A 21,170-nucleotide genomic window follows, 5' to 3' on the forward strand; every position below is an offset into this window, starting at 1 on the left:
GTGCGCCCGATGTCTGTACTTCCTTGTTACTCGGCGGCCTGTCTCGCGGCGGTGTCGCCTGAAAGTTTCGCCTGGAAGAAAGGCGCGAGCACGGACACGGCCTCGTCGACGAATCTCTCACCGTCGTAGAGGTCCATATGGTTGGCGCCCTCGACGAGGTGGAACTGCTTGTCGGTGCTGGCTGCGCGGTCGTACAGGTCGTCGCTCATCCATTTGCTGCCTGCCAGGTTGCCGGCCACGATCTGGATTGGTTGGGTGAGATAGACGTCCGCCATGTGATAGGCGTCGTAGGTGATGATCTGGTTCAGGCTGCGCAGTGTCGCTACGCCGGGTGCCGTCGAGCACTGCGCGCGGGGGGTATGATAATATTCCCAGGCTTGGCGCAGTTCTTCGTTCGGTGCGTCCGCTTCCTTCAGCGGAGCGAGCGGCATGGTGGCGATCGTGCCGCTGCCAGCATCCGCCGTGCGCGCGTTCGAGCCGGCCTCGACATAGGGCAGTGCATCGATCGACTTGACGTTGTTTTCCCAGCCATTGCGGAACATCGAGCCGATGTTGACAGCGCTGACCGTGCCAATCGCCTTGATGCGGCGGTCCTGGATCGCGGCATTGGCCGTGTAGCCGGCGCCGGCGCAGATGCCCATGGCACCGATCCGCTCCTTGTCGACGTAAGGCAGAGTGGTCAGATAGTCGATGACGGCGCTGACGTCCTCGGTGCGGATATAGGGGTTTTCGAGCTGGCGGGGTGCGCCGCCGCTTTCGCCTTGATAGGAGGCATCGTAGGCGATGGCGACGAAACCCCGCGCGGCGAGCTTCCTGGCATAGGTGCCGGCGGTCTGTTCCTTCACGCCGCCGCCTGGATGCGAGACCACGATGGCCGGATAGCGCTTCTTTTCGTCGAAACCTTCGGGAAAATCGATCACTGCCGCCATGGCGATCGTCTTGTTGTTCGAATTGGCGAAGCTGATCTTGCCCATCTCCACTCTCCTTCCATTGAAGCTTTTGTGGTCCGGCGCGCGGGTCTTCAGAAGCGCGCCTTGCCGATGCCGTGAATCTAGGCCAGAAAGATTGTGTGGATTAGACGGATAATTCTTATTGGGCCTATCATCGAGGTGATGAATGCGACGGGATGAGATCGCCGACCTGGCGGCCTTTGTCGTCGTTGCCGAGGAGCGCAGCTTCACCAAGGCGGCGCAGCGTCTCGGCATGGCGCAATCCGCGCTGAGCCAGATCGTCCGGCGGATCGAGGAACGGCTGGGAATGCGGCTGCTGTCGCGCACGACGCGCAGCGTGGCGCCTACCGAGGCCGGTGAGCGCCTGATCGCCACCCTCGGACCCATGCTGCATGATCTCGATGCCGCGGTGACCTCGCTCCGCGATCTGCGCGACCGGCCTTCCGGTACGATCCGCATCACCACGGTCGAGCACGCGGCCAAGACGATCATCGTTCCGGCCATGAAGCGGTTGCTTCCCGACAATCCGGACATCACGGTCGAGATCACCATCGACTACGGCTTGGCGGATGTCGTCGCCGACCGCTTCGACGCGGGTGTCAGGCTGGGAGGAGACATTGCCAAGGACATGATCGCCACGCGTATCGGCCCGGATACTCCGATGGCGATCGTCGGCGCCCCCGGCTATTTTCGCCTGCATCCGGCTCCGGCGTCACCGGGACAACTGATCGACCATCGCGCCATCAATCTGCGCCTGCCGACCTCCGGCACGCTGAACGGCTGGCGGCTGATGCGTGGCGGACGGGAAACACGGGTGCGGATCGACGGGCCGCTCGTCCTCAACACCATAGACCTGATCCTCGACGCTGCGCTGGATGGCCATGGCCTTGCCTATCTGCCGCTGGATCAGGTTCAGCCTTACCTGGATTCCGGTCGCCTTGTGCGGGTGTTGGGCAAATTCACCCCCGACCTGCCGGGCTACCATCTCTACTATCCGCACAGACGGCACGCATCTGCTGCGTTCACTCTGTTCGTAGAGACTCTGCGCTTTCGGGAATGAAGACCAAGTCCTGGAAAACTCGGGTCAAAGTGGCGGAAGGGGCGGGATTCGAACCCGCGATACGGTTTCCCGTATACACACTTTCCAGGCGTGCGCCTTCAACCACTCGGCCACCCTTCCGTCGAGCGGTGCTTATGGCGATGTCGGCGCAGTTTGTAAACGGGGGATTGCAGTTTTTTGAAAGGGAAAGCGCTTTCATTCGGTCCGCAGGCCCTGTGCGCCGACACAGGCTTGGTTTGGGCCGGATGCAGACCTCCCGCTCGCATCTGGAAAGACCGTTCACCTTCGAGCCCGAATTTCCTACGCGCGGGGGAGGCCCTGCGCTAGACTGCTGCGAGTCCTGCCCTCCTCGGCAGGCGCGTGCAGTGTTGGAGTGCGTGATGCGTTTCCTGGCTCGTTCGCTCGGCCTGTTCCTGGCCGCCGCGGCCTTCGTGGCTGCGGTGGTCGACGGTACGCGTTCGATCGCCGACAATCATCTCGTCTTCCTGCCGGTGCGTGCGGTCTGGCTCTGGCTCGGCCCGGCCAGCTTCGACCGCATGCGCGCCTGGGTGGAGGCCTCGCTCTCGGTCTTCTTGTGGAACAATCTGGTTTCGCCCCTGCTCGGCCTGCCCTTCGCCCTGGTTCTGGCGCTGGCCTCGGCCCTGTTCTTCTGGCTGGGACGTCCGCCCGCGAGCCGGATCGGCTATGTCTCGCATCTGTGAGGGGCAGTGTCGCCGGGCTGACGCATCCGTGATGAAAGGGCCCCTGACAAGGGCGGTCCGCACCCCCATATTGGCCAGGTAGCCATAGAACTTGACCATAAGAACAGGAAGGAAGAACCATGTTCGGCTTTCGCAAGAAGACGGCGTTTCCCTCCGCCGACGAAGCCCTGCCGGGGCGCGGCGAGGCCATCGAGACGGCGGATACCCATTTCGTCAACGGCGCGGCCCTGAAGGGGCCCTATGCCGAGGGCAGCGAGACGGCCTATTTCGGCCTCGGCTGCTTCTGGGGCGCCGAGCGCAAATTCTGGCAGACTCCGGGCGTGCTGGTCACGGCGGTGGGCTATGCCGGCGGCCTCACCCCCAATGCCACCTATGAGGAGGTCTGTTCCGGCCTCACCGGGCACAATGAGGTGGTGAAGGTGGTGTTCGACCCCAAGACTATCTCCTACGACCAACTGCTGAAGGTGTTCTTCGAGGCGCATGATCCCACCCAGGGCATGCGCCAGGGCAACGATATCGGCACGCAATATCGCTCGGGCATCTATGTCACCAGCCAGGCGCAGCGCCAGGCGGCCGAGGCGGCCAAGGCGCGCTACAACGAGGCGCTGGCGGCCAAGGGTTATGGCGCCGTCACCACCGAGATCCTGGAGGCACCGCCCTTCTATTATGCGGAAGCCTATCACCAGCAATATCTCGCCAAGAACCCGGCAGGCTATTGCGGCCTGGGCGGTACCGGCGTCTCCTGTCCGATCGGCGTGGGCGTCGCGGCTTGAAGGGGGCGGGCAATCTGCCCGCCACTTGCGTCCAACACGCGGCAGGCGCGACATTCGCGCCTGCCGGCCCGCCTTGCGCTCTCTCCCTCGTCGCTATATCCCTTGATATATAACCATCACGGCTGCTAGAGCAAAGCGCGTTCAAGCATGAACGCTTGTTTGCTCTAACTCTTTGGTTCGACGCGTCTTTGCGATTCTTGGTGACTCCACCAAATCGCAAAACGCTTTAGGGGATCTCACCATGCTTCGCTTTGCCCGCCGGGCTTTTCTGGCTCTTTCCGTCAGTCTCGTTTTCGCGCCCGCCATGGCGCGGGCCGAGGACGCTTCCGCCGCCAAGGCCGCGCAGGCCGGGGGCGGTGACGTCACGGTCTTCGCCGCCGCCAGCCTCAAGGGATCGCTCGACGAAGCAGCCAAGGCCTGGACCGCAAGCTCGGGCAAGAAGGTGGTGATCTCCTATGCCGCTTCCTCGGCGCTGATGAAGCAGATCGAGCAGGGCGCGCCGGCCGAAGTCTTCGCCTCCGCCGACCTCGACTGGATGAAATACGGCGTCGACAAGAAGCTGATCAAGGAAGGCAGCGTGGTGAAGCTGCTCGGCAACGCCCTGGTGCTGATCGCGCCGGCCGATGCCGCTACGACGGTCGAACTCAAGCCCGGGGTCGATCTCGCCGGCGCCATCGGCGAGGGCAGGATCGCGGTGGGCGAAGTGAAGACGGTGCCGGCCGGCAAATATGCCCGGGCCGCTTTCGAAAAACTCGGCATCCTCAAGGCCGTCGAGCCGAAATTCGCGCAGACCGACAATGTCCGCGCTGCCCTTGCGCTGGTCGCGCGCGGCGAGGCCAAGTTCGGCGTGGTCTACGCCACCGATGCGGCCGCCGATCCGAAGGTGAAGGTCGTCGCCACCTTCCCCGAGGATTCGCATGAGCCGATCGTCTATCCCTTCGGCCTGACGGCGTCGTCCAACAATGCCGATGCTGCGGGCTTTCTGGACTATCTCAAGACGGCGGATGGGCAGAAACCCTTCGCCAAGGCCGGATTCACGCTGCTGAAGGAGTAGGGCCGGGAGGGACCTGCTTCATCGTCCGGCAACAATCCTCACTCGATTGTGTCCTATCTCCCGCTTCCCCCTCTCCCAATTTTGCCGGAATTCGGGCAAGAAATGAGACTCGCTGGTTTTATCCGTAACCAGCGGGTTTTGATTCGGGGCCATCATGGAGCAGCGCACGGACGACAAGTCCTCCGGAGAAGAGCACTGGCGTGACGTTCGGCGCAACAATCTGCTGGACGCCGCCGGGCGCATTTTCGCGCGGCAGGGCTATGACTCCGCTTCGGTCGATGACATCGCCTTCGAGGCCGGCATCGGCAAGGCCACCGTCTATCGCTATTTCACCAGCAAGGAAGCCCTGTTCGAAGCGGTGTTTGCCCAGACGCTCGACGATCTCGAGGTTCGGCTCGACACGGCCCTGCTGCGCGAGGGCAATTTCCGCGAGCGCCTGACCTATCTCGTCGCGGAGATCGTGCCCACTGTGCGTACCCATCTCAGCACCATCCGCGACCTCAACGAGGGCGAGAACTCCAAGCGGCGCATCTTTCGCCGTCGCCGCGGCGCCATCGCCCAGCGCCTGATCACCGTGATCGAGGAGGCCCAGCGCCGCGGCGAGGCCCGGATCTATGACGCCGACATGGCGGCGCGACTGCTGATCGGCATGGCCTGGATCGGCGTGGGCGCCGACTACCTCTCCGACATCGAGGTGACGCGCGACGTGGTCGACATGGCGCTCAACGGCATTGCCCAGGGACGGCCGGTGCCGGAAGGACGGGTCACCCGGCTCGAACCTGGCAGGCGTGGCCGCAAGGGGAGAGTGCCCTCGTGAGCGAGGGGCTGAAATCGCAGGGCCGATTGCTGCCGCTGATCATCGCTACCGGCCTGTTCATGGAGAACCTGGACTCGACGGTGCTGTCGACGGCGCTACCCACGATCGCGCGCGATTTCGGTACCAGCCCGATCTATCTCAAGCTCACCCTCACCTCCTATCTGCTCTCGCTGGCCATCTTCATCCCGACCTCCGGCTGGATGGCCGACCGCTTCGGGGCCCGCACCGTGTTCCGTGCCGCCATCGTGGTGTTCGGCCTCGGCTCGATTGCCTGCGGCCTGTCCTCCAACCTCACCGAACTGGTGGCCTCCCGCATCGTGCAGGGCATGGGCGGGGCGATGATGACGCCGGTGGGCCGGCTGATCATCCTCAAGACCACGCCCAAGCACGATCTCGTCAACGCCATGATGTGGCTGACCCTGCCGGCCCTGCTCGGCCCGCTCAGCGGGCCGCCGCTCGGGGGCTTCATCACCACTTATTTCCATTGGCGCCTGATCTTCTGGATCAACATTCCCATCGCCGTGCTCGGCATCGTCCTCGCCAGCCTCTACGTGCCGAATGTGCGCGAGGACGAGCGCCGGCCCTTCGACCTCGTCGGCTTCCTCATCCTGGCCCCGGGCCTGGTGGCCCTGATGGGCGGGGCGACGCTGTCGGGCCTCGATGTGGTGCCGGCCAGCGTCAATATCGGCCTGGCCGTGGCGGGGCTCGCCCTGATCGGCCTTTATGTCCACCATGCCGGGCGGGTCGCCAACCCGCTGATCGAACTGAGGCTGCTGCGCTTCCCGACCTTCCGCGCCGCCATCGGCGGCGGCTTCCTGTTCCGCATCGGCGTCGGCGCCACGCCCTTCCTGCTGGCGCTCTATTTCCAGCTCGGCTTCGATTTCAGCCCGTTCCAGTCGGGCCTGCTGACGCTTGCCACCGGTGCCGGCGCCATGGCGATGAAGGCCCTGGCCGGGCCGATCCTGCGGCGGCTCGGTTTCCGCCGGGTGCTGACCTGGAACGCCGTGCTGTCTTCCTGCCTGGTGGCCGCCCCCGCTTTGTTCCATGCCGGCATGCCGGTGCTGCTGATCTCGCTCACCCTGCTTGCCGCCGGCTTCACCCGTTCGCTGCAATTCACCTCGATCAACACTGCCGGCGTCTCGGACATTCCACCCGAGCTGATGGGCCGGGTCACCTCGATGACCTCGGTGCTGCAGGAGTTGGCGGGATCGGTCGGCGTTTCCATCGCGGCATTGGCGCTGGAGACCTCGATGCATCTCAACGGGGCCAGCCATCTCACCGCGCCGGTCTTCCCGCCCGTGTTCCTGATGATCGGCGTGATCGCCATGACCTCGGGCCTGATCTTCCTCACCCTGCCGCGCAATGTCGGCAGCGAGCTGCTCGCGCCTGCGCCGGTGCCGCGGACACCTGCGGCAGCGGAGTGAAACGGCGGGTCTGACCCATCACGGGGTATCACGATGGGGTGATCCGGCCCCTCCAGACACCAATCGAAAGCGGGCAGAAACATCCCTTAACACTGGCCCACACTTCCGTCGTCATCACCGCCCCAAATCGGGTTCGAACCCCAAGCCGATTCCTCTCGATCGAGTCACGGCCCGACCGAGAGGGACCGGCAAGGCGCCGACATTTGCGGCGCTTCCCGGCGAGGCCCGTCCGCGGGCCTCGCCGGGAAGTTCCACTCAGAGCATGCGCGCTTGCAGGCAGGCGCGATTCGACGGATCGGACCCATGAATATCGAACGTGAACGCAGACGGCGCCGCTGGCCCGCCGGACTGGCAGTCCTGATGGTCGGGCTGGGAGGCTATGTGGCCTGGCGCCACCTCGCACAGGCGGCGCCGGCACCCCAGGCCCAGGCCGCGCCCGCCGCCAAGGTGCCGGTGACCTTCACACCGGTGGCGAAAGCCGACTATCCGGTCGAGGTCGACGGACTGGGTACGGTCTCACCCTTCAAGACGGTGACGGTCAGAAGCCGGGTCGACGGGGAGATCACCCGGGTGTTCTTCAGGCAGGGCCAGATGGTCAAGCAGGGCGATGCCCTGGTGGAGATCGACAAGCGTCCCTACCAGGCGGCACTGGACCAGGCAGTCGCCAAGAAGGCCCAGGACGAAGCCAGTCTCCGCAATGACCAGCTCAACCTGCAGCGCTTCCAGAACCTCGCCCAGAAGAGCTTTGAGTCGCAGCAGGCCGTCGATACGCAGCAGGCCCTGGTCGACCAGGTCAAGGCGCAGATAGAGGGCGACGACGCGGCCATCGCCAATGCGCGCACCAATCTCGACTACACCACCATCAAGGCACCCTTCACGGGTCGCACCGGCTTCCGCCAGATCGATCCGGGCAACATCGTGCATGCCGCCGACCAGAACGGCATCGTCACCATCGCCCAGCTCCAGCCCATCGCGGTGCAGTTCACCGAACCGCAGGATCTGTTGCCGGCCATCGCCAAAGCGTTTTCCGATCCGACCGGATCGGAAAAACGCGTCAATCCTTCTGAAACGACGAGCGATGTTCGATCCAATGGGATCGAAAATCGCTCTAGGGCCTTCGAGCGCGGGCCGGCCCCGGTCGAAGCCCTGAGCTCCGATGGCCAGAGCATTCTTTCCCACGGCACGCTGGCGGTGATCGACAATACCGTCAACCAAGCGACGGGCACGATCAGCCTGAAGGCACGCTTCGACAATGCCGACAACGCGCTCTGGCCCGGCCTGTCCGTCAATACCCGCCTGCTCGTCGACACGCTCAGGCAGGTCCTCGTGGTGCCCGAGGATGCCGTCCAGCACGGGCCGTCGGGCCTCTTTGCCTATGTGATCGGCGACGACGGCAAGGCCGTGGCGGCGCCGATCCAGGTGAGCATGAGCGGCAATGGCCGTGCCGTGGTCAGCCAGGGCCTGACGGTGGGGCAGAAGGTCGTGGTCTCCGGCCAGGCGCGCCTGCAGAACGGTGCGGAGGTCGAGGCGCGGCAGTTGCCGTCCCCGGACGGCAAGATTGCCGATCAGGCCGCCTTGCCGACGGGCGGCGATGCAGGGAAGGCGGACTGACCATGCCCGGTATTTCCACCCCCTTCATCCGCTATCCGGTCGCCACCACGCTCTTGATGGTGGGCATCCTGTTCGTGGGCATCATCGCCTATCCGCAATTGCCGGTGGCACCGCTGCCGGAAGTGGACTTCCCGACCATCCAGGTCTCCGCCAGCCTGCCCGGTGCCGATCCCGCCACCATGGCCTCGTCGGTAGCCCAGCCCTTGGAGACGCAGTTCTCGCTGATCCCCGGTATTTCGGAGATGACTTCATCGAGCCAGACGAGCTCGACCCAGATCACCCTGCAATTCGACCTCTCCCGCAACATCGATGGCGCCGGTGCCGACGTGCTGGCGGCCATCAATGCCGCCAACGGACAATTGCCCAAGAACATGCCGAGCCCGCCGACCTATCGGAAGGTGAATCCAGCCGATTCCCCCATCCTCCTGCTCGGCGCCACCTCAGACACGCTGCCCTTGACCGAGGTTTCCGATCAGGCGCTCACCAAGCTGGCCCAGGCCATCAGCCAGATCGGCGGCGTCGGCCAGGTCAATGTCGGCGGCCAGCAGACCCCGTCCATCCGCGTCCAGGTCGATCCCGCCAAGCTGGTGGCCAAGGGATTGTCGCTGGAGGACATCAGGACCCCGCTTGCCGTCACCACGGTCAACAATCCCAAGGGCACCTTCAACGGCGCTACCCGCTCCTATACCATCTATGCCAACGACCAGCTCACCGACGCCAAGGACTGGAATGACGTCATCATCGCCTATCGCAACGGCAGTCCCGTGCGCGTGCGCGATATCGGGCAGGCCGTCAGCGCGCCCCAGGACGACACCCAGGCCGGCTGGGCCGACGGCAAGCGCGGCGTGTTCCTGGTGATTTTCAAGCAGCCCGGCGCCAACGTCATCGACACCGTCGACAACGTGATGAAGGTGCTGCCCCGCCTGGAGGCCGGCATCTCGCCCGCCATCAAGATCTCGGTGCTGTCGGACCGTACCCAGACCATCCGCGCCGCGGTGAAGGACGTGCAGTTCACGCTGTTGCTCACCATCGGCCTCGTCGTCATGGTGATTTTCGTCTTCCTGCGCAGCGTATGGGCTACGGTGATCCCCTCGATCACCGTGCCGCTGGCCTTGCTGGGTGCCTGTGCGCTGATGTGGCTGGCGGGCTACAGCCTCGACAATCTCTCGCTGATGGCGCTGACCATCGCGGTGGGCTTCGTGGTGGACGACGCCATCGTCATGCTGGAGAACATCACCCGCCATATCGAGGAGGGCGAGAGGCCGATGGCCGCCGCCCTCAAGGGAGCGGGCGAGATCGGCTTCACCATCCTGTCGATCAGCATCTCGCTGATCGCCGTGCTGATACCGCTCCTGCTGATGAGCGGCATCATCGGGCGGCTGTTCCGGGAATTCGCGATCACGCTCGCCATGACCATCGTGGTCTCGGCCTTCGTATCGCTGACCCTGACGCCGATGATGGCCTCGCGCTTCCTCAAGCCGATTCACGAGGAGCATCACGGCAGGCTCTACAAGCTCAGCGAGGCCTTCTTCGAGGGCCTGGTGAACGCCTATGAGCGCGGCCTCGATCTCGTGCTGCGTTTTCGCTTCATCACCCTGCTGACCTTCTTCGCCACGGTGGCGCTGTCGGGCTACCTGTTCGTGATCATCCCCAAGGGGTTCTTCCCGCAGCAGGATACCGGCCTGATCACCGGGGTCGTCGAGGCGGCGCAGGATACCTCCGTGGCCGACATGGCGCGCCATATGGAGGAACTCGGCGCCATCGTGCTCAAGGATCCGGCCATCGCCCATATGGCGATGCGCATGGGCGGCAATGGCAACACCCTCAATGACGGCACCATGTACATCACGCTGAAGCCGCGCGACGAGCGCAGCGCCTCGGCCGACCAGGTGATCCGCCGCCTGCAGCGCCAGACCGCCAAGGTCGAGGGAGCGCGGCTCTACCTGCAGTCGGCCCAGGATGTGCGCCTCGGCGGCCGGCCCTCGCGCACGCAGTTCCAGTTCACCCTGCAGGGCACCGACATCGACCAGCTCAACCAGTGGGCGCCCGAGCTGCTGGAGGCGATGAAGGCGATGCCGGAACTGCGCGACGTCGCCTCCGACCAGCAGGCATCCGGCACCACCCTGACCCTGTCGATCGACCGCGACCAGGCCGCCCGCTACGGGCTGACGCCCGACATCATCGACGCCACGCTCTACGATGCCTTCGGCCAGCGCCAGATCGCGCAGTTCTCGACGCAGCTCTCGACCTACTACGTCATCCTGGAGGTGCTGCCCTCGCTGCAGAAGAGCACGGCGACGCTGCAGCAGATCTATCTGCGCTCGCCGACCACCGGCGGCGAGGTGCCGCTCTCGGCCTTTGCGAAATGGAGCACCGATCCGGTCCGCCCGCTCGCCATCAACCATCAGGGCCAGTTCCCGGCGGTGACGATCTCCTTCAACCTGGCACCCGGCGTGGCGCTCGGGCAGGCGACGGCTGCCATCGAGGCTCTGGAAAGGCGCATGGAGCTGCCGGCCACCATCGGCTCGACCTTCCAGGGCACGGCGCAGGCTTTCCAGGACTCGCTCGCCTCGGTGCCGATGCTGATCGTGGCGGCCCTGGTGGTGGTCTACCTGATCCTCGGCATTCTCTATGAGAGCTTTATCCACCCCCTCACCATCCTCTCGACCCTGCCTTCGGCGGGCGTGGGGGCGCTGGCGACGCTGCTGCTGTTCCATTTCGACTTCAGCCTGATCGCCCTGATTGGGGTCATCCTCTTGATCGGCATCGTCAAGAAGAACGGCATCATGCTGGTCGACTTTGCCATCGTCGCCGAGCGCGACCACCGCATGAGCGCCGTGGAGGCGATCCGCCGGGCCTGCCTCCTGCGCTTCCGGCCGATCCTGATGACCACCATGGCCGCCTTGCTCGGCGGTGTCCCGCTGATGCTGGGTTCCGGCACCGGCTCGGAGATCCGCCAGCCTCTCGGCTATGCCATGGTCGGCGGCCTCATCGTCAGCCAGGTGCTGACGCTGTTCACCACGCCGGTGATCTATCTCTACCTCGACGGCTTTTCGAAATGGCTGAGAAGCGGCCGCGATTCAGGCGAACCGAGCGAGCCGCCGGAAGCCGTCCTGGCGGGAGAGCCGAGGGAGGACCAGGATCTGGTCCTGCCCGAGCCGCGCGCGGTGGCGATGCGATGAAAGCGAGCTTTCTCAGCCGGCCCGCACGATCATCTCGATGGGCGCGATCAGCCCGTCGGCGAGGGCCGACATCACATTGCCGATGCGCAGGGCGGCGTTCTCGCCCATCAGGACCTGCGGCCCGAGCGGCGAGGGGCCGTCGCGGGCGACCTTCTCCCTCATCTCGCGGCCGAGCCGAAGGGCAAGGTCGCGATGGCTGCGCTCGAGCTCCAGGCTGAAGCCGGCCTGGGCCAGGGCCTGGCGGTAGCGGCTGGGCGGTTCCACGAAGCTGGTGGCCGAACTCATCGCCCAGGGCATCGGGTAGGGCAGGTCGCCCTTGCCCTGATGCATGATGTCGTAGACGCCGAAGCGTGCCCCCGGCCTGAGCACCCGGCGTATCTCGCGAAAGAGCGTATCCTTGTCGGCGATGTTCATGCCGACATGGAACAGGGTGGCACCGTCGAAGCTCGCGGTCTCGAAGGGCAGAGCGAGAGCGCTGCCCTGCACGAAGGAGACCCGCCCCGACAAATGGCAGCGCCGGGTCACCGCCTCAGCCACCGTGACGAATTCGGCGGTGAGGTCGATACCGGTGACACTGCAGCCGAGCGCCTGTGCCAGATGCCGCGCCGGCCCGCCGATACCCGAGCCGACATCGAGCACATGCATGGCGTGGGTGAAGCCGAGATCCTCGGCGAGCTCTTCCGTGGCGGCTGCCCAACCGAGATGGAACTCGTCGATGCCGGCGAGATCACCGGTGGTCAGGTGGTCCGGATCCTTGCCGGCCGCCTCCAGCGCCGCGAAGAGCGTGCGTTCGAGCGAACCTTGCGTGTAGTGGCTGGCGACGGCGCCTTCGATGTCCATGGCCACATCCTTTCTTGGCGGGATGGTATTAAGCGGTGGCATCGTAAGTTCGGCACTCACTATACCGCGGGCGGCCAAGCAATGACAGACACGCCGCAGTATCGGCTGGAGCGCGCGGGGGACTTGCCCTGTGCACGCGCTTTGTCATAAGCGTTCTAGAAAGCGTCTTGTGATTTTTGGCGGAATTGCCAGGAGTCGCAAGGACGCCCAAGCCAAGCCATCAGGTTGGCTTGAAACAAGGAGCTGGAGGGAAAGGGCGTTTCGCGAAGACGCGCTTTGCTCCAGAGGAAACGCCGGCCCCGAAGCCGGCGCGGGTTCAAGGCCGCGGCACGATCCCGGCCGATGGGAGGAAGGCATGTCTGAGGCCAAGATCTACGACGTTCCGCGCGAATGGGCCGAGGAAGCGTATGTCGACAATGCGCGCTACCAGGCGATGTACGAGGCCTCCGTCAGCGATCCCGAGGCCTTCTGGGGCGAGCACGGCAAAAGGATCGGCTGGTTCGAACCCTATACCAGGGTCAAGAATACCCGTTTCGAACCCGATGTCTCGATCCGCTGGTTTGAGGACGGCACCACCAACGTCGCCTGGAATTGCGTTGACCGTCACGTTGCCGAGCACGGCGATCGCACCGCCATCATCTGGGAGGGTGATGATCCCTCCGAGAGCCGGCACATCTCCTATCGCGAACTCGCCAGCGAAGTGCAGCGCTTTGCCAATGTGCTGAAGGGCGAGGGCGTCAAGAAGGGCGACCGGGTCACCATCTATCTGCCGATGATCCCCGAAGCGGCCTTCGCCATGCTGGCCTGCGCCCGCATCGGCGCGGTTCATTCCATCGTGTTCGGCGGCTTCTCGCCCGACTCCCTCGCCGGCCGCATCACCGATTGCGGCTCGACCGTGGTGATCACCGCCGACGAAGGCCTGCGCGGCGGCAAGCGCGTGCCGCTCAAGGCCAATGTCGATGCGGCCCTGGCCAAGGTGGGCGGGGTCTCCTCGGTGATCGTGGTCAAGCGCACGGGCGCCCCGGTGGCGATGGTCACCGGCCGTGATCATTTCTATGCGGATCTCGCCGCCAATGTCTCCGACGAGTGCCCCTGCGAGGAGATGGCGGCGGAGGACCCGCTGTTCATCCTCTATACCTCCGGTTCCACCGGCAAGCCGAAGGGCGTGCTGCACACCACGGCGGGCTATCTCGTCTATGCCGCGATGACGCACCAATATGTCTTCGACTACCGCGAGGGCGACATCTACTGGTGCACTGCCGATGTGGGCTGGGTCACCGGCCATTCCTACATCGTCTACGGCCCGCTGTGTAACGGTGCCACCACGCTGATGTTCGAGGGCGTGCCGAACTACCCGTCGATGTCGCGCTTCTGGGAGGTGATCGACAAGCACCGGGTCACCATCTTCTACACCGCGCCCACCGCGATCCGCGCTTTGATGGGTGCCGGCGAGGAGCCGGTGAAGAAGACCTCGCGCGCCTCGCTCCGCCTGCTCGGCTCCGTGGGCGAGCCGATCAATCCGGAAGCCTGGGAATGGTATCACCGGGTGGTCGGCGACCATCGCTGCCCGATCGTCGACACCTGGTGGCAGACCGAGACGGGCGGCATCCTGATCTCGCCGCTGCCGGGCGCCACCCGGCTCAAGCCGGGCTCGGCCACCCGCCCCTTCTTCGGGGTGCGCCCCGAGATCGTCGACGCCGAGGGCAAGGTGCTGGAGGGGGCCTGCGAGGGCAATCTCGTCATCGCCGATTCCTGGCCGGGCCAGATGCGCACCGTCTATGGCGACCATCAGCGCTTCTTCGACACCTATTTCGCCGCCTATAAAGGCAAGTACTTCACCGGCGACGGCTGCCGCCGCGACGAGGACGGCTATTACTGGATCACCGGCCGCGTCGATGACGTCATCAACGTCTCCGGTCATCGCATGGGCACGGCCGAAGTCGAGAGCGCGCTGGTGGCGCATGAACTGGTGTCGGAAGCGGCCGTGGTTGGCTATCCCCACGACCTCAAGGGCCAGGGCATCTATGCCTATGTCACCCTGATGGCCGGCACCAGCGGCGACGAGACCCTGCGCAAGGAGCTGGTCGGCTGGGTGCGCCGCGAGATCGGGCCGATCGCCTCGCCCGACCTCGTCCAGTTCGCGCCCGGCCTGCCCAAGACCCGTTCCGGCAAGATCATGCGGCGCATCCTGCGCAAGATCGCCGAGGACGATTTCGGCTCGCTCGGCGACATCTCCACCCTGGCCGACCCGACGGTGGTGGAGGATCTCATCGCCAACCGCCAGAACAAGCCCAAGGGTTGAGGGGCTGAGGCTGAGGGAGCGGATGACGATGCGGCGGGCGCTTTCCATCGCGCTCGCCCTTTGTCTCGGCATGATCGCGCCGGCCGGGGCGGAGGAGGGGCCGTTGCGCCCGGACGCAGCCCGCTTCGAGGCGGCGTTCAAGCTCGGCGCGACGGCCACGGTCAATGGCGCGCCGGTGCCGCTCGACAGCCGCCTTCTCGGTGAGGTCACCGTGTCCACAGGCCAGATCGTGGCCTGTGATCCCTTTGTCTTCATCGAGGCCAGGCCCTTCATTCGTACCGTGCCGACGGGGCGCTTTCCCGTACGCATCGCGGTGATGCGTTCGCAGCGTTTCGGCGATCGCATCGCCTTTGCGCGCGTCGAATTCTCACAGGCGCCGGTCGTGACCTGGGAACGGGCGTTGGTGCCGGGCCAGGATCCGGCCAAGCTTGGCAAGGAAGAATATTACGGCTTTCCGGTCGATGCGGGCACCGGCGCCTTCCTCGATCCTGCCGTCGGCAAGGATATCGCAGCCCTGTCGACCGATCAGGTGCAGGCCATCTATGACGACTGGATCCGTCTGGGTGAGAGCTACGGCAAGGAGCATGGCCTGCCCTATTCGCTCTCGACCACCCGAGCTCCCCATTCCCTCGTGCTGTTCTCGAGCGGCTGGGGCGATGGCGCCTATCCATCCTGGTTCGGCCTGGCGGCCGATGGCAGTGTGGCGATGCTGCTGACCGATCTGCGCGTGGTGGATGACCCGCCTGGCAGGCGAGAATAGTGCCTGGCATCCCCGATCGCGCCAATTTTCGTCGCTTGCGGACTTTTGCCTTTCACAACAAGCGTCTAAACAGGATGGATCGGCCTTCCCCTTATTCCCGCCTCCACCAGAGGCGGGCCAGCTTGCCATGTTCCATCAGCGTTTTTCCCGCCAGGCTCTCAACCTCGCCTTCGACCGCATCATCCCTGGCTGGATGCGCTTGCTGGTGCGACGCAGCGAGAGCGGCATGGTCGCACTCGCGGCCGTGGTGGGCGCGCTGGCCGGCGTAGCGGTCTATGGCGTCGCCGCCACCGCACAGCTCGCCCATGAGCTGTTTTTCGGCTTGCAGGCGGAGGAGAGGCTGAGCGGGACCCTCGGCCTGCCGGTGATCCTGGCCGTCTCCATGCCGCTGATCGGCGGCCTCCTGCTCGGCCTGTTCAACCTGGTTCTGGCGCGGACCCGCTCGCCCCGCCCGGTCGATCCGATCGAGGCCAATGCCCTGCATGGCGGGCGCCTGTCGCTCACCGGCAGCATCATCGTGGTGATCCAGACCTGGATCTCCAACGCCTTCGGTGCCTCGGTGGGGCTCGAAGCCGCCTATTCGCAGATCGGCTCCGGCATCGCCTCACGGCTCGGCCTCGGCTTTCATCTGCGCCGCGCGGATCTACGCCTGCTGGTGGGCTGCGGTTCGGCCGGGGCCATCGCCGGTGCCTTCAGCGCGCCGCTGACCGGTGCCTTCTACGCCTTCGAGATCATCATCGGTACCTACGCCGTCTCGCATCTGGCGCCCGTGGCAGCAGCGGCCATTGCCGGCACCATCGTCACCCATCTGCTCGGGATCGATTCCTACGCCTTCGTCATCGATGTCGGCTACAAGCCGCAGGCCTCGTCCTTCATGGCCCTGGTCGGCCTCGGCCTGTTCAGCGCCGCCGTCGCCATCCTGGTGATGCTGGGCGTCGCCATGACCGAGAAGGGCTTCCGTCGCCTGCCCCTGCCGATCTGGCTGATGCCGGGGCTGGGCGGCCTGATGGTTGGTGGACTTGCCTTGATCACGCCGCAGGTGCTGTCGTCGGGGCATGGTGCGCTGGTGAAGATGCTCGCCGGCGGCGAACTGCCGATGCTGATGCTGGGCGGGCTGATCCTGCTGAAGGGGCTCGCCTCTTCCATCTCGCTCGGCTCGGGCTTTCGCGGGGGCCTATTCTTCGCCTCGCTCTTCCTCGGCGCGCTGATCGGCCAGTTCTATCTCGGCGGCATCCATCTCTTCTCCCTGGATACGGGGCTGACGCCCCACGCGGCGGCGCTGACCGGCATGGCGGCGCTGGCCGCGTCCGTGATGGGCGGACCGCTGACCATGAGCTTCCTGGTGCTGGAGATGACGGGTGATTTCCAGCTCACCGCCGCCGTGCTGCTGGCGGTGATCATCGCCAGCATCACCGTGCGCGAGACCTTCGGCTACTCCTTCGCCACCTGGCGCTTCCATCTGCGCGGCGAGGCGATCCGCAGCGCCCACGACATCGGCTGGGCCCGCGATCTCACCGTCGGCCGGGTGATGCGCAAGCCCGCGCCGACGGTAGACAAGGACGCCTCCCTGGTAGTCTTCCGCAACGCCCATCCGCTCGGCACCACGCATTACATCGTGGCCGTCGACACCCTCACCAATCGCTATGCCGGGCTGATCCGGGTCGCCGATGCCTATCAGGTCAGCCCCGAGATCCAGGATGGCGCCAATCCCGTTGGTAGCCTGGCGCTCTATCGCGACGAGGTGCTGACGGCGGGGATGACGCTGAAGGAGGCGACCGAGCGCATGGAAGGCTGCGAGGCCGAGGCGCTGGCGGTGGTCGACGAGGCCGGCCATGTCATCGGCCTGCTGTCGGAAGCCCATGCCCTGCGCCGCTATGCCGAAGCCGCCGACCGCGCCCGCCGCGATCTGGCGGGCGGGGTTTAGGCGCTACAGCCCCTACCGCGAGGGCTGCACCCGGGCCAGGAAGGCGAGGATCTCGTCGGCGATCTGGCGGTGCAGGGCCGTTCGGTCGCGCGTGCCGCCGTCCCGGCAGACGAAGCTCTCGCCCGGGGCGATTTTCTCGATGGCGGCGTCCGCGTCCGGCAGGCAGAGCTGCATGAAACTGAAATGGGTGGCATCGGGGATGGGCAGGTAGCGGGTGGTCGCCTGCGGCAGGGCGCTGACGAGGTAATCGGAGTCCTGCTTCAGGGCCGCGATGCCGGGCACAGGCGTTCCCGCCGCAAGCGCCAGCACGGGTATCCTGACAGCCGCCAGGCTTTGCGGCGTGAAGCCGAGCGCGGGTCCGAGATCGAGCGAGACGACGGCGCCGATCCTGGCGTCGCGAAGATCGGCTCCCAGCCTGGCGGGATCGGTCCCGCCATCGCGCAGCCCGACGGCCGTGAGCGCTTCGCAAAAAGGCGCGGGCGAGCAAATCGCGGGAAGACGGCTCGCATCATAGCGCCCGCCCGCCAGCGCCATCACCGTCCAGCCGCCGAGGGAATGGCCGATGGCGGCGATGCGGCCCGCCTCGATGGGGCCGGCGAGGCCGGGATCGGTGCCGACGGCATCGAGAACCCGGCTGAGATCGTGGGGCCGTTCCCACAGGCGGGCGGCCTGTTCCGGCCGCTTGTCGAAGGTGGTGGTGCCGGGGTGATCCGGTGCCGCCACGACATAGCCGCGACCGGCGAGTTCGCTCGCCAGCCAGTTGAGGTTCCGCCAATTGCCGCCGAAGCCGTGCGAGAGCAGCACGAGCGGATGGCTGCCGGCGGCGGGCGGGGCATTCTCCACCACTTCGATACCCGGGAAGCTGCCCTCCCGCCCGCCGATCGACGTCAAGGGCCCGGAGGTGCCGGCCGGATACCAGAGGCGGGCCTGGAGCGGCCGCTCGCCGGCCGGGTCGGGAATGCCGATCTGTTTGGAGCCGACGGGCTCGCCGGCCAAGGCGGCATGTCCTGCCAGGCAGGCGACGAGGGCGAGAAGGACAGCGAAACGGCGCATGAAACTCTCCAGAAATGCGGTTGACGCCGCCTTCCTGCTGCGCGGTGGCCGGGGCTTGCGACCTGGAACATGTTCGAGGTCGTACCGAAAGGCGATGGGGGACCCGCTCTGTCGAGGGGGCCATCCCAGGCGATTGACGTCGCCTTCATGAGTAGCTAGGATATCTGATATATCAGATATGGTGAGAGTGATGAGCGCCTTTGGCCATTTCCAGGACCGTACCGGTGGGCGGCCGCTTGCGGCCCAGCCGGGCATGACGACGGCAGCGGTCGTGCATCGGGCACTGCGCGACGAGATCGTCTCCATGGTCAGGTTGCCCGGCGAGAAGATCGCCGAGGTGGAGGTCGCCACGGCGCATGCCGTCAGCCGCACGCCGGTCCGCGAGGCGCTGCTGCGCCTGGCCGACGAGGGACTGGTCGAGATCGCGGCGCGCTCCGCCACCCGCGTGGCTCGCATTCCCGCCGCCATCCTGCCCGATGCGATCTTCGTGCGTTCGGCCGTCGAGCACGCCACCGCGCGCGCCGCCGCCCACCAGGCCCGAGGCAGCAGCGTCACCCTGCTGCGCGGCCTGATCGAACGCCAGCGCGAGAGCCTCGGGGCCGGCGACACCAACGGTTTTCACGAGGCGGATGAAGCCTTCCATGCTGCGCTCGCCATGGCGGCGGGCCGGCCTGGCGCCTGGGACATGGTGCGTGAGGTCAAGACCCAGCTCGACCGTTACCGCCGGCTGACCCTGCCGGAGGCCGGGCGCATGCTGCGCGTCGTCGACGAGCACGGTGCCATCGTCGACGCCATCGAGGCCCACGATGCCGAGAAGGCCGGCCTTGCCATGGACCATCATCTCGATGGGCTGCGGCGGAGCCTGGCCTCCATCCGCGATCACAACCCCGACTATTTCTCGGGGGATGCCGCCGGCATCTCCGCCGCCTTCGAGACGCTGCTGTTTCGCTAGCGCCTCGCGACTTGGACAATCCAGAAAGTTCTCATGTCCCATCAATCCCTCGAAATTCGCCACGCCAGCCACCCCGAGGCCGCCAAGGGCCTGGATACGCAGGGCTTGCGCCGCGAATTCCTGATCCCCGACCTGTTCGCCGCCGGCCGCATCAAGCTGGTCTATTCCCATGTCGAGCGCATGATCATCGGCAGTGCCTGCCCGGTCGATGCGCCCCTGGCCCTGCAGACGCCGAAGGAGGTCGGGCAGTCGAGCTTCCTGGCCCGGCGTGAACTCGGCGTCATCAATATCGGCGGTCCGGGCATCGTGCGTGTCGACGGCGAGGTTCATGACATCGGCACCCGCGAGGCTCTCTATGTCGGCATGGGGGCGGGCGAGGTGGTGTTCGAAGCCGGGAATGGCGCTGTGCCGCCGCGCTTCTATCTTCTGTCGGCGCCCGCCCATCGCAGCTATCCGACGCGCCGGATCGACGCCTCGGTCGGGCGCATCCTGGAACTCGGCGACAAGAGCACCGCGAATGAGCGCAGCATCCACCAGATGCTGATCCCGGGCGCCGTCGAGTCCTGCCAGCTCGTCTTCGGCATGACCACGCTGGCGCCGGGCTCGGTGTGGAACACCATGCCCTGCCACACCCATGATCGGCGCAACGAGGTCTATCTTTATTTCGATCTCGCGCCCGAGGCGCGCGTCTTCCATTTCATGGGCGAGCCGCAGGAGACCCGCCATCTGGTGGTGGGCGAGGGCGATGCGGTGATCTCGCCGCCCTGGTCGATCCATTCCGGCGTCGGCACCGGCGCCTATACCTTCATCTGGGCCATGGCCGGCGACAACCAGGACTATGCCGACATGGACATGGTCGCGACGGCGGATCTGCGATGAGTCCGGCCACGATGAACACGGCTTTCGCCAATCCCTTCGATCTCACCGGCAAGGTGGCGATGGTGACGGGATCGCGCACTGGGCTCGGGCAGGCCATCGCCATCGCCCTGTCGCAGGCTGGCGCCAGCATCGTCGGGGTCGATCGCGGCCCCGCCGACGAAACCCGTGCGGCGATCGAGGCGCAGGGCGGCATCTTCCTGCCTGTGACCGCCGATCTCGCGACCACTGCGGGCCTGCCCGCCATCGTCCAGGCCGCGCTCGATCGTTTCGGCGCCCTCGATATCCTGGTCAACAATGCCGGCATCATCCGTCGCGCCGACGCCCTCGACTTCACCGAAGAGGATTGGGACGCCGTCGTCGACGTGAATCTCAAATCGGCCTTCTTCCTGGCCCAGGCGGCGGCCCGCGTCATGCTTGCGGGCGGACGCGGCGGCAAGATCATCAACATCGCCTCGATGCTGTCCTTCCAGGGTGGTATCCGCGTCGCCTCCTACACCTCGGCCAAGAGCGGGCTGATGGGGCTGACCAAGCTGCTCGCCTGCGAATGGGCCGCCAAGGGCATCAACGTCAACGCCATCGCCCCCGGCTACATGGCGACCAACAACACCGCGCCCTTGCGGGCCGACGCCGAGCGCAATGCCCAGATCCTGGCGCGCATTCCGGCCGGGCGCTGGGGCGCCCCCGCCGATCTCGGCGGCGCTGCCGTGTTCCTGGCCTCCGAGGCCTCCGCCTATGTCCACGGCATCACCATCCCGGTGGATGGCGGCTGGCTGGCGCGCTGAGCGATTTCCTTCTCCCCTTGCGGGAGAAGGTGCCCCGAAGGGGCGGATTAGGGGAGATGCACAAACCCCACGAGTGTTCGCCAGCACCCCTCATCCGTCATTGCTT

17 protein-coding genes and 1 tRNA gene are annotated in these 21,170 nt (G+C 65.9%); 14 read left to right on the forward strand and 4 right to left on the reverse strand.

Going from position 1 to position 21,170, the window contains the following annotated elements:
• Positions 1-26: 26 nt before the first annotated feature.
• Complete coding sequence (locus ACIGJE_RS05215; protein WP_483679451.1) at positions 27-974, reverse strand: alpha/beta hydrolase; 948 nt, start codon at positions 972-974, stop codon at positions 27-29.
• A gap of 142 nt (positions 975-1,116) precedes the next feature.
• On the opposite strand from ACIGJE_RS05215, the gene ACIGJE_RS05220 reads away from it, so the two are divergent.
• Positions 1,117-2,010, forward strand: coding sequence for a LysR family transcriptional regulator (locus ACIGJE_RS05220; protein ID WP_483679452.1), 894 nt, complete (start codon positions 1,117-1,119; stop codon positions 2,008-2,010).
• Positions 2,011-2,040: 30 nt separating this feature from the next.
• Here ACIGJE_RS05220 and ACIGJE_RS05225 read toward each other — a convergent pair.
• Positions 2,041-2,130: transfer RNA gene (locus ACIGJE_RS05225), tRNA-Ser, on the reverse strand.
• Between the two features lie 260 nt (positions 2,131-2,390).
• On the opposite strand from ACIGJE_RS05225, the gene ACIGJE_RS05230 reads away from it, so the two are divergent.
• The 7 genes from ACIGJE_RS05230 to ACIGJE_RS05260 all read left to right on the forward strand — a co-directional run bounded on the left by ACIGJE_RS05230 (position 2,391) and on the right by ACIGJE_RS05260 (position 11,572).
• The gene (locus ACIGJE_RS05230; RefSeq protein ID WP_311934724.1) at positions 2,391-2,711 is read left to right on the forward strand and encodes a hypothetical protein; all 321 of its coding nucleotides are present in this window, start codon (positions 2,391-2,393) and stop codon (positions 2,709-2,711) included.
• Positions 2,712-2,830: 119 nt separating this feature from the next.
• The gene (gene msrA / locus ACIGJE_RS05235; protein WP_311934723.1) at positions 2,831-3,484 is read left to right on the forward strand and encodes a peptide-methionine (S)-S-oxide reductase MsrA; all 654 of its coding nucleotides are present in this window, start codon (positions 2,831-2,833) and stop codon (positions 3,482-3,484) included.
• 241 nt (positions 3,485-3,725) lie between these two features.
• Positions 3,726-4,538 (forward strand): molybdate ABC transporter substrate-binding protein, encoded by an 813-nt coding sequence (gene modA / locus ACIGJE_RS05240; protein WP_311934722.1) that lies wholly within the window; start codon positions 3,726-3,728, stop codon positions 4,536-4,538.
• A gap of 154 nt (positions 4,539-4,692) precedes the next feature.
• Positions 4,693-5,355: a TetR/AcrR family transcriptional regulator gene (locus tag ACIGJE_RS05245; protein ID WP_311934721.1), complete on the forward strand. Its 663-nt coding sequence runs from the start codon at positions 4,693-4,695 to the stop codon at positions 5,353-5,355.
• The gene (locus tag ACIGJE_RS05250; protein WP_311934720.1) at positions 5,352-6,779 is read left to right on the forward strand and encodes a DHA2 family efflux MFS transporter permease subunit; all 1,428 of its coding nucleotides are present in this window, start codon (positions 5,352-5,354) and stop codon (positions 6,777-6,779) included. The genes ACIGJE_RS05245 and ACIGJE_RS05250 overlap by 4 nt, the downstream gene beginning before the upstream one ends.
• Positions 6,780-7,082: 303 nt before the next feature.
• Complete coding sequence (locus tag ACIGJE_RS05255; RefSeq protein ID WP_483679453.1) at positions 7,083-8,390, forward strand: efflux RND transporter periplasmic adaptor subunit; 1,308 nt, start codon at positions 7,083-7,085, stop codon at positions 8,388-8,390.
• 2 nt (positions 8,391-8,392) lie between these two features.
• Complete coding sequence (locus ACIGJE_RS05260; protein WP_483679454.1) at positions 8,393-11,572, forward strand: efflux RND transporter permease subunit; 3,180 nt, start codon at positions 8,393-8,395, stop codon at positions 11,570-11,572.
• 12 nt (positions 11,573-11,584) lie between these two features.
• Here the strand turns inward: ACIGJE_RS05260 and ACIGJE_RS05265 are convergent, their stop codons facing one another.
• Positions 11,585-12,412, reverse strand: coding sequence for a class I SAM-dependent methyltransferase (locus tag ACIGJE_RS05265; protein ID WP_311944914.1), 828 nt, complete (start codon positions 12,410-12,412; stop codon positions 11,585-11,587).
• A gap of 355 nt (positions 12,413-12,767) precedes the next feature.
• Between ACIGJE_RS05265 and acs the strand changes: the two genes are divergently transcribed.
• The 3 genes from acs (at position 12,768) to ACIGJE_RS05280 (ending at position 17,398) form a co-directional block, all read left to right on the forward strand.
• The gene (gene acs / locus ACIGJE_RS05270; protein WP_311944915.1) at positions 12,768-14,714 is read left to right on the forward strand and encodes an acetate--CoA ligase; all 1,947 of its coding nucleotides are present in this window, start codon (positions 12,768-12,770) and stop codon (positions 14,712-14,714) included.
• 22 nt (positions 14,715-14,736) lie between these two features.
• Positions 14,737-15,474, forward strand: a complete 738-nt coding sequence (locus ACIGJE_RS05275; protein WP_483679456.1) for a DUF4241 domain-containing protein — start codon at positions 14,737-14,739, stop codon at positions 15,472-15,474.
• Positions 15,475-15,601: 127 nt separating this feature from the next.
• Positions 15,602-17,398 (forward strand): chloride channel protein, encoded by a 1,797-nt coding sequence (locus tag ACIGJE_RS05280; RefSeq protein ID WP_311944919.1) that lies wholly within the window; start codon positions 15,602-15,604, stop codon positions 17,396-17,398.
• Positions 17,399-17,410: 12 nt separating this feature from the next.
• Here the strand turns inward: ACIGJE_RS05280 and ACIGJE_RS05285 are convergent, their stop codons facing one another.
• Positions 17,411-18,451: an alpha/beta hydrolase family protein gene (locus ACIGJE_RS05285; protein WP_415082934.1), complete on the reverse strand. Its 1,041-nt coding sequence runs from the start codon at positions 18,449-18,451 to the stop codon at positions 17,411-17,413.
• Between the two features lie 190 nt (positions 18,452-18,641).
• On the opposite strand from ACIGJE_RS05285, the gene ACIGJE_RS05290 reads away from it, so the two are divergent.
• The 3 genes from ACIGJE_RS05290 to kduD are packed head-to-tail and all read left to right on the forward strand — an operon-like array spanning position 18,642 to position 21,064.
• Positions 18,642-19,403, forward strand: coding sequence for a GntR family transcriptional regulator (locus ACIGJE_RS05290; protein ID WP_415082936.1), 762 nt, complete (start codon positions 18,642-18,644; stop codon positions 19,401-19,403).
• Between the two features lie 33 nt (positions 19,404-19,436).
• Complete coding sequence (kduI, locus tag ACIGJE_RS05295; protein ID WP_415082938.1) at positions 19,437-20,282, forward strand: 5-dehydro-4-deoxy-D-glucuronate isomerase; 846 nt, start codon at positions 19,437-19,439, stop codon at positions 20,280-20,282.
• 11 nt (positions 20,283-20,293) lie between these two features.
• Positions 20,294-21,064, forward strand: a complete 771-nt coding sequence (gene kduD, locus ACIGJE_RS05300; protein ID WP_415082940.1) for a 2-dehydro-3-deoxy-D-gluconate 5-dehydrogenase KduD — start codon at positions 20,294-20,296, stop codon at positions 21,062-21,064.
• Positions 21,065-21,170: the final 106 nt, after the last annotated feature.

The sequence above is a fragment of the Labrys sp. E2SS-1L genome, assembly GCF_057073705.1.